Source organism: Pseudomonas wuhanensis (assembly GCF_030687395.1).
Lineage (GTDB): Bacteria > Pseudomonadota > Gammaproteobacteria > Pseudomonadales > Pseudomonadaceae > Aquipseudomonas > Aquipseudomonas wuhanensis.
Genome location: NZ_CP117430.1, coordinates 5,300,346 through 5,315,280, shown reverse-complemented (window position 1 = coordinate 5,315,280; position 14,935 = coordinate 5,300,346). Strand labels below are relative to the sequence as shown.

General features: G+C 59.3%; 19 protein-coding genes and 1 pseudogene. All 20 read left to right on the top strand.

The window, feature by feature from the left end; all coding sequences use genetic code 11:
- The first annotated feature begins 50 nt into the window (after positions 1-50).
- The 20 genes and pseudogenes from PSH88_RS24620 to PSH88_RS24525 all read left to right on the top strand — a co-directional run bounded on the left by PSH88_RS24620 (position 51) and on the right by PSH88_RS24525 (position 14,912).
- Positions 51-635, top strand: a complete 585-nt coding sequence (locus PSH88_RS24620) for a phage tail terminator protein (RefSeq protein WP_305423184.1) — start codon at positions 51-53, stop codon at positions 633-635.
- Positions 632-814 carry a DUF2635 domain-containing protein gene (locus PSH88_RS24615; protein ID WP_007907211.1) on the top strand — a complete coding sequence of 61 codons (183 nt, stop codon included), beginning with the start codon at positions 632-634 and terminating at the stop codon, positions 812-814. Before PSH88_RS24620 ends, PSH88_RS24615 begins: the two co-directional genes overlap by 4 nt.
- Positions 814-2,310 (top strand): phage tail sheath subtilisin-like domain-containing protein, encoded by a 1,497-nt coding sequence (locus tag PSH88_RS24610; RefSeq protein ID WP_305423183.1) that lies wholly within the window; start codon positions 814-816, stop codon positions 2,308-2,310. The genes PSH88_RS24615 and PSH88_RS24610 overlap by 1 nt, the downstream gene beginning before the upstream one ends.
- 66 nt (positions 2,311-2,376) lie before the next feature.
- The gene (locus PSH88_RS24605; protein ID WP_007907215.1) at positions 2,377-2,724 is read left to right on the top strand and encodes a phage tail tube protein; all 348 of its coding nucleotides are present in this window, start codon (positions 2,377-2,379) and stop codon (positions 2,722-2,724) included.
- Positions 2,721-3,017: a phage tail assembly protein gene (locus tag PSH88_RS24600; RefSeq protein WP_018926972.1), complete on the top strand. Its 297-nt coding sequence runs from the start codon at positions 2,721-2,723 to the stop codon at positions 3,015-3,017. The genes PSH88_RS24605 and PSH88_RS24600 overlap by 4 nt, the downstream gene beginning before the upstream one ends.
- A gap of 130 nt (positions 3,018-3,147) precedes the next feature.
- Positions 3,148-4,647, top strand: a complete 1,500-nt coding sequence (locus PSH88_RS24595) for a phage tail tape measure protein (protein ID WP_305423182.1) — start codon at positions 3,148-3,150, stop codon at positions 4,645-4,647.
- Entirely contained in the window at positions 4,634-5,869 is a 1,236-nt protein-coding gene (locus PSH88_RS24590; RefSeq protein WP_305423181.1) for a DNA circularization protein, read from the top strand. The genes PSH88_RS24595 and PSH88_RS24590 overlap by 14 nt, the downstream gene beginning before the upstream one ends.
- Positions 5,870-5,872: 3 nt before the next feature.
- A complete protein-coding gene (locus PSH88_RS24585; RefSeq protein ID WP_305423180.1) occupies positions 5,873-6,916 on the top strand; it encodes a phage baseplate assembly protein in 1,044 nt (347 codons plus the stop codon).
- A gap of 134 nt (positions 6,917-7,050) precedes the next feature.
- Positions 7,051-7,560 carry a phage baseplate assembly protein V gene (locus tag PSH88_RS24580; RefSeq protein WP_305423179.1) on the top strand — a complete coding sequence of 170 codons (510 nt, stop codon included), beginning with the start codon at positions 7,051-7,053 and terminating at the stop codon, positions 7,558-7,560.
- Positions 7,560-7,958, top strand: a complete 399-nt coding sequence (locus PSH88_RS24575; protein ID WP_018926967.1) for a phage GP46 family protein — start codon at positions 7,560-7,562, stop codon at positions 7,956-7,958. Before PSH88_RS24580 ends, PSH88_RS24575 begins: the two co-directional genes overlap by 1 nt.
- Positions 7,948-8,991: a baseplate J/gp47 family protein gene (locus PSH88_RS24570; protein ID WP_305423178.1), complete on the top strand. Its 1,044-nt coding sequence runs from the start codon at positions 7,948-7,950 to the stop codon at positions 8,989-8,991. The genes PSH88_RS24575 and PSH88_RS24570 overlap by 11 nt, the downstream gene beginning before the upstream one ends.
- Complete coding sequence (locus PSH88_RS24565; RefSeq protein WP_305423177.1) at positions 8,979-9,578, top strand: YmfQ family protein; 600 nt, start codon at positions 8,979-8,981, stop codon at positions 9,576-9,578. The genes PSH88_RS24570 and PSH88_RS24565 overlap by 13 nt, the downstream gene beginning before the upstream one ends.
- An 11-nt stretch (positions 9,579-9,589) precedes the next feature.
- A pseudogene (locus PSH88_RS24560) lies at positions 9,590-9,788 on the top strand (hypothetical protein); the annotation flags it as partial.
- A 534-nt stretch (positions 9,789-10,322) separates the two neighbouring features.
- Complete coding sequence (locus PSH88_RS24555) at positions 10,323-10,745, top strand: tail fiber assembly protein (protein ID WP_305423175.1); 423 nt, start codon at positions 10,323-10,325, stop codon at positions 10,743-10,745.
- Positions 10,746-10,780: 35 nt separating this feature from the next.
- Complete coding sequence (locus PSH88_RS24550) at positions 10,781-11,875, top strand: phage tail protein (RefSeq protein WP_305423174.1); 1,095 nt, start codon at positions 10,781-10,783, stop codon at positions 11,873-11,875.
- Between the two features lie 7 nt (positions 11,876-11,882).
- Positions 11,883-12,446, top strand: coding sequence for a tail fiber assembly protein (locus tag PSH88_RS24545; RefSeq protein WP_305423173.1), 564 nt, complete (start codon positions 11,883-11,885; stop codon positions 12,444-12,446).
- Positions 12,447-12,486: 40 nt separating this feature from the next.
- Positions 12,487-13,386, top strand: coding sequence for a gp53-like domain-containing protein (locus tag PSH88_RS24540; RefSeq protein ID WP_305423172.1), 900 nt, complete (start codon positions 12,487-12,489; stop codon positions 13,384-13,386).
- Positions 13,387-13,833, top strand: a complete 447-nt coding sequence (locus PSH88_RS24535; RefSeq protein WP_305423171.1) for a phage tail assembly chaperone — start codon at positions 13,387-13,389, stop codon at positions 13,831-13,833.
- 18 nt (positions 13,834-13,851) lie between these two features.
- Positions 13,852-14,412, top strand: coding sequence for a glycoside hydrolase family 19 protein (locus PSH88_RS24530; protein WP_305423169.1), 561 nt, complete (start codon positions 13,852-13,854; stop codon positions 14,410-14,412).
- The gene (locus tag PSH88_RS24525) at positions 14,394-14,912 is read left to right on the top strand and encodes a lysis system spanin subunit (RefSeq protein ID WP_305423168.1); all 519 of its coding nucleotides are present in this window, start codon (positions 14,394-14,396) and stop codon (positions 14,910-14,912) included. The genes PSH88_RS24530 and PSH88_RS24525 overlap by 19 nt, the downstream gene beginning before the upstream one ends.
- Positions 14,913-14,935 lie beyond the last annotated feature (23 nt).

Here is a 14,935-nt window from a genome sequence, read left to right as displayed (position 1 = left end):
CGTTCACTCAAACCCGCCGCGGCGGGTTTTTTATTGCCCGGTGAAGAACTATGAAGATCACAGCCCTGATCACACAACTGCGCGATCAATGCCCAACCCTGGCCAATCGCGTGGCCGCCGGCATCGACCTCGCCACGCTGCAAGCCAACACCCCGCTGCAAACCCCCTGCGCCTATGTGGTGCCGATTGCCGATCTGGCGAGCAAGAGCGTCGCGCAAAACCTGATGCTGCAACCCATCCGCGACCGCTTCGAAGTAACCCTGGTACTCGACACCACGGACGCTACAAAAGCGCTGGATCTGTTGCATGACCTGCGCGCCGAACTCTGGCGCGCTCTGGTGGGTTTCAAGCCCGGCAGCGACTACGACGCCATCGAGTACGACGGCGGCGAACTGGTTTCCATCAACAGCAGCCGCGTGCTGTATCGACTGCGCTTTTTTGCCGAATTCCAGCTCGGTCGCAATTTGCCGGGTCAGCCGGCGGAGAGCTGGCACGAGCGTGAACTGGACGGTTTGTCGTCCTTTACCGGGGTCACCGTGCGGGTCGATGCTATCGATCCGGCGGACCCCAATCTGCAACGCCCAGGCCCCGACGGGCGCCTGGAACTGACTTTCTCTGGAGACGTAACCCCATGAGCAAACGCATCACCGTGCTGCCGGCCCCGGGCCGTGTCGTGCCGGACCCGGAAGCGGGCGATCTGTTGCCCCTCGAGGGCCGTGAAGTGCCGGACAACGCCTGGTGGCGTCGACGTCTGGCCGATGGCGATATCACTACCAAAGCCGTGAAAGCGGCGAAACCACAGGGAGCCAAATAATGGCGATCGGATTCAGCAACATCCCCGCGGACATTCGTGTTCCGCTGTTCTATGCCGAAATGGATAACTCGGCCGCCAATAGCGCGTCGTCGGCCATGCGCCGCCTGATCGTCGCTCAGGTCAACGACAACATCGTACCAGCCGACGTCGGCAAACTGGTGTTGGTGTCCAGCGTGGCGCTGGCCAAAAGCATTGGCGGCCAAGGCTCGATGCTCGCCTCGATGTACGAAACCTGGCGCAAGACCGATCCGATCGGCGAGATCTGGTGCCTGCCGCTGCACAACACTGAAGGCAGCATCGCCAAAGGTGTGCTGACCCTGACCGGTGCCGCGACCCAGAGCGGCGTGCTTAACCTGTACGTCGGCGGCGTTCGTGTTCAAGCGGCCATCGTCAACGGTGCCACTGCGGCCCAAGCGGCCACGGCCTTGGCACTGAAAATCAATGCATCCGCCGATCTGCCGGTCAGTGCTGCAGCGGTCGACGGTATCGTCACCCTGAGCGCCAAATGGACCGGCGACAGCGGCAACGACATCAGCCTGCAATTCAATCGCCTGGGCAAGAGCAACGGCGAAGAAACCCCGGCCGGCCTGACCTCGGCCATCACCGCCATGACTGGCGGCGCCGGTGTACCGGATCAAGTCGCCGCCGTGGCGGCGCTGGGCGATGAACCGTTCGAGTTCATCTGCATGCCGTGGTCGGATCTGTCGACCCTCAACACCTGGCAAGCCGTCATGGATGACAGCACCGGTCGTTGGTCCTGGGCCAAGCAATTGTTCGGTCACGTCTACAGCGCCAAGCGCGGCACCATCGGTACGCTGGTGGCGGCCGGTCAGGCGCGTAACGACCAGCACATGACCATCCAGGCGCTGGAACCGGGCGTACCGCAACCGTTCTGGGTGCAGGCCGCGGCACTGGCTGCGCGCACCTCGGTGTTTATCTCTGCCGACGCCAGCCGTCCGACCCAAAGCGGCAGCCTGCCAGGTCTCGACCCGGCACCGGCGAGCGAGCGTTTCACCCTGACCGAGCGTCAGTCGCTGCTCAACTACGGCATTGCCACCGCGTACTACGAAGGCGGCTACGTGCGCATTCAGCGTTCGATCACCACCTATCAGAAGAACGCCTACGGCCAGGCAGATAACTCCTATCTGGACAGCGAAACCATGCACCAGTCGGCGTTCATCGTGCGTCGTCTGCAAAGCGTGATCACCAGCAAATACGGTCGCCACAAACTGGCCTCCGACGGCACCCGTTTCGGCGCCGGCCAGCCCATCGTCACCCCGAGCACCATTCGCGGTGAGCTAATTGCCCAGTACGCCAAGCTCGAACTGGAAGGCCACGTGGAAAACGCCGAGCTGTTCGCCGAACACCTGATCGTCGAGCGCGATGTTCAAGACCCGAGCCGGGTCAACGTGCTGTTCCCGCCGGATTACATCAACGGCCTGCGCGTGTTCGCGCTGCTCAACCAGTTCCGTCTGCAGTACGACGACGCAGCCTGATCGCTGCGCTGACTGTGTGAATTCAGCCCACCTCGCGTGGGCTTTTTATTTGAAGGGAGAAACACCATGGGTCAACTGATTGCGGGCACCTGCTACGTCAAAGTGGACGGCGCTCAACTGACCATCAACGGCGGCTGCGAAGCACCATTGATGGCCGTTAAACGGGAAACCGTCGTGCCGGGCTTCTACAAGGAAACCGACATCGCGCCGTCGTTCAAAGTGACGGCGCTGCACACCGCAGACTTCCCGCTCAAGCAACTGATCGCAGGCACTGACATGACCGTCACCTGCGAATTCAGCAACGGCAAAGTCTACGTGCTGGCCGGCGCCTACCTGGTGGAAGAGCCGGTATCCAAAGGCGACGACGCCACCATCGAACTGAAATTCGAAGGCATCAAGGGGACCTGGCAATGAGCAACGCCGTGAAGCTTCAAGTTGCGATCGAAGCCCACGGCGAGCCCTTGACCGAACTCAACCTGCGCCGTCCGACGGTGCAGGAAGTGCGGGCGATCAAGGCGCTGCCGTACAAGATCGACAAGAGCGAAGAGGTCAGCCTCGACATGGACGTCGCGGCCAAATACATCGCGGTGTGCGCCGGCATCCCGCCGTCGTCGGTCAACCAGCTGGATCTGGCTGACCTCAATACGCTGAGTTGGGCCGTCGCGAGTTTTTTCATGAGTGCGGCGTCGGAGCCATCACCGACCTGATCGCAGTCGCCTATGACCTGGCCTGGTTCTGGAAGGTTGACCCCGAACAGATGATGGCCAGGCCACTGGATGTGCTCCGCGAATCGCTGGAGCACGCGCAACGGATCAATGCGATGCAGCAGGTGCAGTGATGGCAGACACACAAACACAAGAGAAAACCTCGGTGCTGCTCACCGGCATCGATGAACTGTCACCCAAGCTCGGCGCCCTTCGGGCAAAAGTCGAGCGCTTCAAGAACAACCTGGAGCAGACCGGCCTCGGCAAACTGGACATCAGCGGTCTGTTCAAGGGCGGCAGCGTGATCACGCCGTTCGTGGAGGGGATCAAAGCATCCGACGCCTTCAAGGGCAAATTGACTGAGGTCAGCGAATCGGCCGAAGGCGTTGATTTGCCCAAAGCGCCAGCGAGTGCCACGCAAAACATGAATGTGTTCAGCCGCTCGATGGAGCAGGTGTCGGTCGCGGCCAACACGGCCTTGCAGCCTGCCGTCGCTACGGTAACGGCAGGTCTTCAACCGTTGTTGGTTGGGTTTGGCAGTCTGCTCGATGACAACCCGAAACTGGTCGAAGGTCTGGCGGCAGGGGCCATTGCGTTCTCGGCGATGCAAACCGCCGTGACCGGCGCGACGCAAGTGTTCGAGCTGATGAGCATGGTGCTCAAGACCAATCCGATCATGCTGATTGCCATGGGTATCGCCCTGGCGGCCGGTTTGATCATTGCCAACTGGGAGCCGATTTCGACGTTTTTCGCCGGGCTCTGGCAAAAGGTTGTCAGTTATTGGGCGCCGATCAGCGGAGTTTTCTCGGATATTTTTGATCGAGTGAAAGCAGTCGTGAGTGCGGGATTCGATTTCCTCAAGGCGTGGTTTGCCTGGACGCCCTACGGAATGATCCTGAACAACTGGGGGGCCGTTGTCGGTTTGTTTGCGGCGATCTGGGATCTGCTCGTGGCACTGACTGTGCCGGTGAAGGAGAAACTGCGCAGCCTGTTCGACTGGGTGCCGCTGGACGCTATTGCCGCGGCTTGGGATCAGGTGCCTGCCATGTTCTCGGGCTACTGGGAGTCGATCAAACTTGGAGCGCAGGCGTTCTTTTCCTACCTCGGCGGGTTGTTCACTTGGTCGCCCTTGGACGCACTGAGCGAAACATGGGCATCTGTGGTTCAGTTTTTCAGTGAAAAAGCGGAAAAGCTCCGGGCCATTCTGGCGCCGATCCAGGAGATGCTGGGCGGTAGTTTTGGTGGTTTTATCGCCAAAATTACCGGCAAGGTCGAAGGCTTCACCGAGGTGCAAAAGAAAACCAATGCCGAAGGCAAGGGTGAATTTGCGCCAGCAGCGGCGTTCTTTGGTGACGCTTCCGAGCCAGCCTCGAGCGCGCTGACGGCTCCCGGCAGCTTGCCGATCAGGTCGCCGATGCAGCCCGATTCCCTGACACAAAACTCCAGCGCCCTGATCCAGCAAACCGCCGCCAACAACCGCACGCAACTCGAAGGCGGCCTGACGGTTCGCTTCGAAAACGCGCCGGCCGGGCTGCGCACCGATCAACCGCAAACCAATCAACCGGGGCTGTCGCTCAATTCGCGCATCGGCTATCGCTCGCTGTCGCTGGGAGGTTCCAATGAACTGGCGTGACCGTTTGTTGCCGGCATCCTTTCGCGGTGTCGGTTTTTGGGTCGATCAGGCGAAAACCCCGGTCGGTAAAAAGGGCCAGTTGCACGAGTATCCGCAGCGGGATCTGCCGTTTTTCGAGGGCCTTGGCCAGCAGGCGAAGATCCATGATCTGACGGCGTTCATCGTCGGCCCCGATTGCCTGGAGCAGCGCGACAAACTGCTCAAGGCGCTGGAGCAGGGCAGTGGCGAACTGGTGCATCCGTGGCTGGGACGCTTGCAGGTCAAGGTCGGCGAGTGCGACATGACCCACACCCGCCAGGACGGCGGGCTGGTGACCTTTGCGCTGAAGTTTTACCCCGATGAACCGCTGCCGTTTCCGACGGCCACGGTCAGCACGCAGAAGGTGCTGCTGGCCAAGGCCGACACCCTGCTGGGCTCGGCAGTGGCCCGTTTCGAACAGGCCATGACCCTGATCAAGGCTGCGCGGATCGGCATCGCCAATCTGCGCAACAGCCTGACCGGGGTCTATGAAGTGATCCAGGAACAGCTCAAACCGTTGATCGAGGAGTACCGGCAAATCACCGAGCTGGTCAAAGCGGTCAAGGAATTACCCAAGGAAGTGGCGGCGGAATTCAAGGGCTTGCTCGGCGATATCAAATCGCTCAAGGACTTCGCGAAGGAGGGCTATCGTGGCGTGATTGCCGACGTGTCCCAACAGCTCGAAGCCATCCGCAAGGCCGATGCGCCGAAGCTCACCACCGGCAAGGACACCACGGCCGCGGCTCAAGCCATGGCCGATCTGGTGCAGGACACGTTGCTGGTCAAAGTGGCGCAATGGGTCGCCTCGATGCCGGTGGCGTCGACCCCGGTGAAACTGTCGTCGACGCCGTCGCTGGATCAGCAGACCGTGCAGCCGGTCATCCGTCAGGAAGTGCCGGTCACCGACGATTTGCAGTTGTTGCAAAAGGAGCTGAACGAAGCGATCCAGTTGGCATTGAACAAGGCCAGTCCCGCGCACTACCAGGCCATCAATGATGTGAAGCAGGCGTTGAATGCGCACCTCAAGGCGGTGGCGTCGTCCGGTGTGCGGCTGGTCAGCAAATCCTTTCAGGAGAGCTTGCCAGCCGTCGTCGTGGCCTACCGGCAATTTGCCGATGCCACGCGAGTCACCGAAGTGACTCAGCGCAACGGGATTGCCCATCCGGGGTACGCGCCGAACGATGTGAAAGTCTCCGGGGAGTGAGCCATGAACGACATGGATAACCGCGTCACATTGACCGTCGGCGGCCTGGAATACGGTGGCTGGAAAAGCGTGGAAATCACGGCGGATCTGGAGCGTCAGTTCCGCACTTTTAAACTCAACATCACCTGGCAATGGCCGGGGCAGACCGTGGACCAGCGAATCCAGCCCGGTGACGCCTGTGAAGTGCGCATCGGCCAGGATCTGGTGCTGACCGGGTATGTGTTCAAGGCGCCGATCAGTTATGACGGGCGGCAGATCAGCCTGAACATCGAAGGCAGTTCCTGCACCCAGGACCTGGTGGATTGCGCCGCGACCAACCGCCCGAATCAATGGCATGAGCAATCGCTGTTGAGCATCGTCGAAGCGCTGGCGATCACCTACAAGGTCTTTGTGGTCAGTGAAATTCCCGAGACCGCCCGGCTCAGCAGTCACACCATCGTGCCGGGGGAAACGGTGTTTCAATCCATCGACCGCTTGCTGACATTGTTTCGGGTGTTTTCCACCGATGATGCCCAGGGCCGATTGGTGCTGGCCCGGCCTGGCAGTGGTGGGCGGGCCAGCGATGCGCTGGAGTTGGGCAAGAATATTCTCTCGGCCAACGCGCCGATGGATTACAGCCAGGTGTTCTCCGAATACCGGGTCATCGGTCAGCAAAAGGGTACGGACAAGAAGAGCGGGGCGGCGGTCAGCGAGGTTGAATCGGTGTCCGCCGACCTGAGCTACAAGCGTCGGCGGGTCACGGTGATCAACGAAGGCATGCAGATCAATCCCGATCTCGCCTTGCAACGGGCCAATTGGGAAAGCGCCACTCGCGTGGGCAAGGCCAAAGCTACTACCTATCAGGTGCAGGGCTGGCGGCAATCCAACGGCGATCTGTGGCGTCATAACACACTGGTGCGGGTCAAGGATCCGGTGCTGGGGTTCGATGACGACATGCTGATCTCGAAGGTGACCTATTCGCTGTCGGCACAAGGTTCGGTCACCACCCTGCAAGTCGCACCGCCGCATACCTTCGACGCCAATCCAGAGCCTCCGAAGAAAACCTGACCCCACACTCGACCCTGTGGGAGCGGGCTTGCCCGCGATGGCGGCGGCACATTCAACATCAAGGTGACTGATCCGCCGTTTTCGCAGGCAAGCCAGCTCCCACAAGAGCGGCGGTCGCCTTCAAGGAAAATCCAATGAGCCTACTGACACGCCTCCTGGCGCGCGGCACTGTCGTGCTCGCCAACTCGGCCACCAAGCTTCAATCGCTGCAAATGCGCCTCACCGCCGGCGAAGTGAACGATGACATGGAACACTTCGAACCCTACGGTTTCACCAGCAACCCACTGGCCGGCGCCGAAGGTGTCGCCACGTTTCTGGGCGGTGATCGCTCCCACGCCATCGTGCTGGTAGTTGCCGACCGCCGCTATCGCCTCCAGTCCCTGACCCCTGGCGAAGTGGCGATCTACACCGACGAAGGCGACAAGATCCACTTCAAGCGCGGGCGGATCATCGACATCGAAACCGCCACCCTGAATATCCGCGCCAGCAGTGCAGTCAACTTCGACACACCCGTGATCAATCAGACTGGAAAAATCGTGTCCACCGGCGATCAAGTTGCCGGCGCAATCAGCCAGATCAAACACGTGCACGTCGGCGTGCAAGCGGGCAACGGCCAGACCGGCGTACCGGCGGGAGGGCAGTGATGTTGATCAGCCAAAACCTCCACGCCGCACTGACCCGCTCGGTGCTGATCAGCCTGTTCACCTGGCGCCGCGCCGCCGATGACGATGCCCTCGACGATGAAGAGCGTTTCGGCTGGTGGGGCGATAGCTTTCCTACAGTGGCCGACGACCGCATCGGTTCGCGGCTGTGGCTGCTGCGCCGGGTCAAGCTGACCCGCCAGACCCAGATGGACGCCGAGTTCTACGCCCGCGAAGCCCTCCAATGGCTGATCGACGATGGCCATTGCAGCGCCATCGACATCATCAGCGAACGCCTCGACGCCCAGCGCCTGAACCTGCGCACGGTCCTGACCCTGGCCGACGGCGAACGCCTGGACATCAACCCCGATAACAGTTGGCAGGTGATCTATGCCGTTTGAAACCCCTTCGCTGCCGGTGCTGATCAAACGCACCCAAAGCGACCTGGCCAGCGATTCGCTGCGCCAGTCCGATGCGCAAGTGCTGGCCCGCACCCTCGGTGGCGCCGCCTACGGCCTGTATGGTTACCTGGACTGGATCGCCGAGCAGATCCTCCCGGACAAGGCCGATGAATCGACCCTGGAACGGATCGCCGCACTGCGCCTGAACCAGCCGCGCAAAGCCGCACAAGCGGCCAGCGGCAGTGTCAGTTTTACCGCCAGCGCCGGTGCGGTGCTGGACGTCGACACCCTGCTGCAATCAAGCGACGGTCGCACCTACAAAGTGACCGCCGCACGCACCACCAGCAATGGCCTCAACAGCACCACCATCGCCGCGCTCGAGGCCGGTAGCCTGGGCAATGCCGAGGCCGGTCTGGCGCTGATTCCGGTGCAACCGATTGCGGGTATCGTCGGCAATAGCTTCACCGTGCTGACGCCGGGGCTCAGCGGCGGTGTTGCGCGGGAAAGCCTGGAGTCGCTGCGCTCGCGGGTGATCCGCTCCTACCGCATCATCCCTCACGGCGGTTCGGCCCAGGACTATGAAACCTGGGCACTGGAGTGCCCCGGCGTGACCCGCGCCTGGTGTCGTGGCGGTTTGTTGGGACCGGGCACGGTCAGCCTGTTCATCATGCGTGACGACGACCCGCAACCGGTGCCGAATGACGAACAACTGGCCGAAGTCCAGGCCTACATCGAGCCGCTGCGCCCGGTCACCGCCGAGGTGCATGTGCAGCGGCCGGTTCAGGTACCGGTGGTCTATCACCTGACGCTGACCCCCGACACCACCGCCATACGCGCCGCCGTCGAAGCGCAGCTGCGAGACCTGCATAACCGTGAAGCCGACCTCGGCCAGAAGTTGTTGATCAGTCACATCCGTGAAGCCATCAGCAGCGCCAGTGGTGAATACGACCACTCACTCACCTCGCCTGTCGCCGATGTCCCCGCCAATCAAAGCGAATTGCTGACATTCGGAGGTTGCGTATGGGGGACATAAGAACCGCCGCGCAATACCACGCCCAACTGCGCAGCCTGCTGCCTAGCGGGCCGGCCTGGGACCCCGAACAAGTTCCTGAACTCGAAGAAGTGCTCGAAGGCGTCGCCCTGGAGCTGGCCCGCCTCGACGCCCGTGCCGCCGACCTGCTCAACGAAATGGACCCGGCTGGGGTCAGCGAACTGGTACCCGATTGGGAGCGGGTAATGAACCTTCCCGACCCATGCCTGGGCGCCACGCCACTGTTCGACGACCGCCGTCTCGCGGTACGCCGCCGCCTGCTCGCGGTCGGCAGCCAGGCCGTCGGCTACTACCTCGAAATCGCCAAAAGCCAGGGTTACCCGAACGCCACCATCACCGAACTGGAAGCCCCACGTATGGGGCGTTCGCGTTTCGGCGCGGCGCACTGGGGCACTTGGGAAGCGCAATTCATGTGGACGCTGAATACCGGTGGGCGATTGCTGCTGGGACGACGTTTTGGCGCCAGTTACTGGGGCGAGCGCTTCGGCGTGAATCCGGGCTCGGCACTGGAGTGTTTGATCCACCGCAGCGCACCGGCGCATACCAAGGTGCACATCAATTATGACTAGGGAGTAGAGGGATGGATTATCCGAAGAGTGTGCCCAGCGCCGGGTTGGTGAATGGGAAGTTTGTGGATGAGAACCCGTTGACCGGGACGCCGGGGTCGTTGATTCCGGCGAGGTGGGGCAACAGCGTCACGGATGAAATTGTGAATGCGATTGTCGACGCTGGCATTGTCCCGGACGAAAGCGATAGCACTCAGCTGAAAGCGGCGATTTCAGCGATTGTCGAGAGGAACAAAAATGAATCTCTGGCGAGCAAGGAAGAGGCCGAATCCGGTGTAAGCGCCAACAAACTGATGACGCCCATTCGTGTCTTTCAAGCGATAGAGAAGAAGTTGCTTCAGGCCACCGAGTCGATGTTCGGCTGGGCACGTATTTCGACTCAGGCCCAAGTCAATGCCGCTGTTGATGACACTACGATTGTTACCCCGAAAAAACTGGCGTTCGGGGTTTCCTACAGCTTTGCAGAAAACGGCTACATCGCGTTTCCGAGTTGGTTGGGTGGTTTCATGATTCAGTGGGTCATGGTCTATGTCGCCGTCAATAACGGTTATGTATCCAAACCGTGGCCGCTGGCCTTTAAAAATCAATGTCGTGGCGCTTGGGCCGGTTATTCGTCATCAGGTAATGCGCCGTTCCTCGATATCACCACTCCGCCCTTGGTGACTTACCTCGACGCCAGTCAAGTTCAGGTCATGAGTAATTCCGGTGGCACTGGCTGGGTCAGTGTCTTGAGCGTGGGTAACTGAGATGAAGAGATTTTACAGCCGCACGACCGGCAATACCTACCTGGCGGGTTATCACATTAGCCTTCCCGAGGATGCCGTTGAAATTGATGACGAGCGTTATGACGCCGTAATCGCCAATCCAAAAGCGGGAACCGCGAGAGCTCATGATGATGAAGGATTGCCGGTTCTGGTTGAACTTGCCCCCTTGTCGGATGAAGAACTTTCACAGGAAGCAAAGGCGTGGCGTGATCAAACGTTTGACCGCGTGGTCTGGCTACGCGACCGACATCGTGATGAGGTGGAACTGATGAAGGCCACCACGCTTTCTGACAGTGAATATCAAGAGCTTCTTGTTTATTTGCAAGCGCTGCGCAAGTGGCCTCAGGCGAAGAAGTTTCCTTCGAAACGTTCTCGACCGAAAAGGCCTGCCTGGTTGGCTGACTGAACGGATATCGAATGTTCCAGGTAAAGGATTGAAATATGGATTATCCAAAAAGTGTACCCAGCGTTGGATTGGTGAATGGCCAGTTTGTCGATGAAAATCCCGTCGCCGGGACGCCGGGATCGTTGATTCCGGCTGTATGGGGAAACAGCGTCACGCAAGAGGTTTTGGGCGTGATCACCGGGGGCGGTCTGGCACCCTCCGAAGCCGACAACAATCAACTTCTCAAGGCTATCCTGGCGATCATTGGCAAGATCAATCCGATGTATTCGGTGATCACACGGCTAGCGGCATCAAAAGTTCTGACCGTCGAAGAACTTGGTCTCGTACTGATTGATGCCAGTTCAGGTGCCGCCACCATCAGTCTGCCGCCAGCCAATGTCGCGTTGGGTGTTCGTGACGTCATCGTTCGACGTGTTGATAACAGCGGCAATCGCCTCGTTATTCAGGCTGTCGGCACTGACCGAATCCGATTTCATACGCATCTATCGGCAGTCGGTTATCCGTTTCTGGTGTTGTTGGGCAGTGGGGATTGGTGGCATCTGCGCAGCGATGGTGCCGGCAGTTGGTGGCCGGTCGGGCGATTCGATAACACCCCGCTGGGGCGTCCGTTTTTTGAGACGACCACGCTGCTGAGCCCGGGTGGCTATGGGGCGCTCAATGGCACGGTAATGAAACGTGCCGAGTGGCCCTGGCTTTGGGATCACGCGCAGCAGTCAGGAATGCTCGGCACTGAGGCTACTCGGGCAGGTAATGAAGGCAAGTGGACCGCCGGTGATGGTGCGCTGACTTTTCGTGGCCCTGAAGGACGAGGGGAATTTTTGAGGGTTTTGGACGAAGGGCGTTCGGTGGACGCCGGACGGGTAATGGGCGCCTTCCAACCTGGCACCATTCATTCCTACGCGATGGGAGCTAACGGTGCTGGCGCGGTGGGCTCGCGATGGTCCGATAGCCTTACTGCATTTGGCGCCGATACCCGTGAGGAATCTCAGTATGTATCGGGGCTGAGCAATGGCGGTCCCATTTTTCCCGCAGGAACCAGTTTCCAGATGGATGCAGCCAGTACCTTGCTCCACTCCTTCAAGTCCCGACCGCGCAACATCGCCTATCCCGGTCGTATAAAACTTATCTGAGGTGTCCATGTTTTATTATCTATTAGATAACTCGAGCGCATTGTCGGGGCCCGTAGAGTTTTCCGTCACTCCGGGTATCGGTATTCAATTACCCAGTAATGCCGTTGAACTTTCATTTGAACTACCGTCTGCGGAAAGCGGCCGTACCTGGGCATTGGTGAACAATGTTCCTCGGGAAGTGATTGATCGTCGCGGTTTGGTTTATCGCAAGGATGGCGGGGCTCAGCAGGTTTGGAGTGAACTCGGAGAGTTGCCAGAAAACTTTACCACCGAGCCGTGGCCGGGTGACTACTACGTCTGGAGTGATAACGCCTGGAAGTTTGACGATGCGGCTCGTCTGTCTGATCTCAAGGATCAGGTCTTGGCCAAGCGTGATGTCTTGCTTCGGGAGGCTGTCCTGCGTATTGCCCCTCTTCAATATGCCGAAGATATTGGAGAGGCGACTCATGATGAGCAATTGGCCCTGTTGGAATGGAAACTCTATAGCGTTGAACTCAATCGTATCGAGCAGCGAGCGAACTTTTCCACTGACGTCATTTGGCCTCTCGTACCTGGAACAGTTGCAAGTTAGCGAGTAATGCTACCCACCTTGTTAAGGAATTAAGAAAAATATGGATTATCCAAATAGCGTGCCCAGTGCCGGGTTGGTTGACGGGAAGTTTGTCGATGAAAGTCCGCTGACCGGTGCACCTGGATCCTTGATCCCGGCGAGTTGGGGCAATGGCGTTACTCAGGAGTTACTGAATGTCATTCGCAGCGCCGGAATTAATCCGGTAGAGGGTTTGAATAATCAGCTTCTGACAGCGTTGCGTAGCAATGGCCTATTCGTCACTGCCCCGCAATTCGATAATGACAATAGCGTCGCAACGACTGCATTTGTTACTCGTAATGGTCTGCAATTTTCTGGCTTCACATCTTATGCCGACAGTGCCGTACTCACAGCGTCCAACATTGGTGGTGTCAGCAGTTTCACCAGCAATACACCGATTACAGCGACGCTACCTGCCACCACCGGTATCGCCCATGCGTCCACGATGAACATCGTCAATGCCGGGGCAGGCGCGTTGACGGTCTCGGCAGCGCCTGGGGCGGACACCATCAAGGCTTCAAACGGTATGGTCGGTTCCGTTGTTCTAGGTGTAGGGGAAATCGCTGAGTTCCTCAAGCTAGAGAGTCAATGGCGGTTGGTGGGCGGCACCGTCAGCTTGAAATACACCTCGTTGTTCTCCGGCATGACGGGCAACCCCGGTTACCAGAAGTACTCCAGCGGCAACATTGATCAATGGGGTTACGGCACGACGGATGCTAATGGAGAGGTTTTTGTCACCTTTCCGATTTCGTTTCCTACCGCTTTTGTTTCTGTCGTTGCCACTCATGTTGGCGGTGACGGGGCGATGGTCATCATGTTGGCCGGTACTGCCACGAAACAGGGCTGCCGATTGAAGGTTCGGGATATGGGCGGTTCTGTCAGGCCCGGGTGGGGGATTACCTATTTTGCCAAGGGGTATTGAATGAACGAGTTCAATTTTTTGTTTAGCGCAAGTACTTGTGGTGTGTATGTACCCGGGATCAATACATCGGATATTCCTTCCGATGTCATAGAGATCCCTCAGACGTACTGGGTGTCACTACTTCAAGAGTTGGCCGTCACCGCGAAGATGATTTCCGTTCGTGCCGATAACGGGTATCCCGTTCTTGTCGATACACCACCCCTTTCACCGGAAGAAGCTGCGAATGCCGAGCGTTTCTGGCGTGATGCACAGCTATCGGCCACGGACAGCATAGTTGCTCGCGATAGAGATGAACTGGAGGATGGCGGGGGCACTACTTTGACCGCTGATCAATACGCCCAACTGCAGGCCTATCGTCGTGCACTGCGAGATTGGCCACAAGGATCTTTCTTCCCGTTCACCGAACATCGACCCAGTGCGCCGCTTTGGTTGGCAGAGCAACTTTAACGCCTTTTCGGGGAAATTATGATTGTCACGCAACAACTACAAAGCATCATGCCCAACGCCCGCTCCCAAGCGGGCGTTTTCATTTCCGCCCTGAACACCGCCATGTCTCACCGCAACATCAACACCCCCAAACGCATCGCCGCCTTCCTCGCGCAAGTCGGTCACGAATCGGGGCAGTTGCAGTACGTACGCGAACTGGGCAGCACTCAATACCTGAGCAAATACGACACCGGCACCCTGGCCGCCCGTTTGGGCAACACTCCGGAACCCGACGGCGATGGTCAAAAATACCGTGGCCGAGGCCTGATCCAGATCACCGGCCGCAACAACTACCGTCAATGCAGCCTCGGCCTGTTCGGCGATGAGCGTTTGTTGGCCCTGCCTGAACTACTGGAGCAGCCGCAGTGGGCGACCGAGTCAGCTGCATGGTTCTGGGAGCAGAATGGCCTGAATGAATTGGCCGACCGCGACCAGTTCAACAGCATCACCCGCCGTATCAACGGCGGGTTGAACGGGTTGCAGGATCGTCTGGAACTCTGGGCGCGGGCGAGGGCGGTGTTATGCCAACCTTCGGTCTGATCGGCTGGCGACTGAGCGGTTTGCTGGTGCTGGTCGGTTGTTCGGCGGCACTGGCCTGGCAGTTTCAGGATTGGCGCTACAGCCGGCAACTGTCGGAACAGGCCAGGCTGCACGCCGAAACCCTTAATCAACTGACTCTGGCCGCCGCCACCCAGCAACAGGCCGAGCAGGACAAGCACCTGGCGCTGGAGCAGCGGCTTTCGGTCAGTGAACAAACCCATTACCGAGCGCTTAGCGATGCCGAACGTGATCAAGGTCGCCTGCGCGATCGTCTTGCCACTGCTGATGTGCGCTTGTCAGTCCTCCTCGATGCCCATGACACTGCCTCAACCGGTGCAATGCCAGCCGCCTCCAGCACCGGCGGCGTGGATCATGGCGCCCCGCGAGCCCGACTTGCCCCGGCGCATGCTCAACGAATTATCGCCATCACCGACGCAGGCGATAGCGGACTGATTGCCCTGCAGGCGTGTCAGGCCTATGTCAGAGCCCTCGCTCGCTAACATTTTGATCGATCCTGAACCTT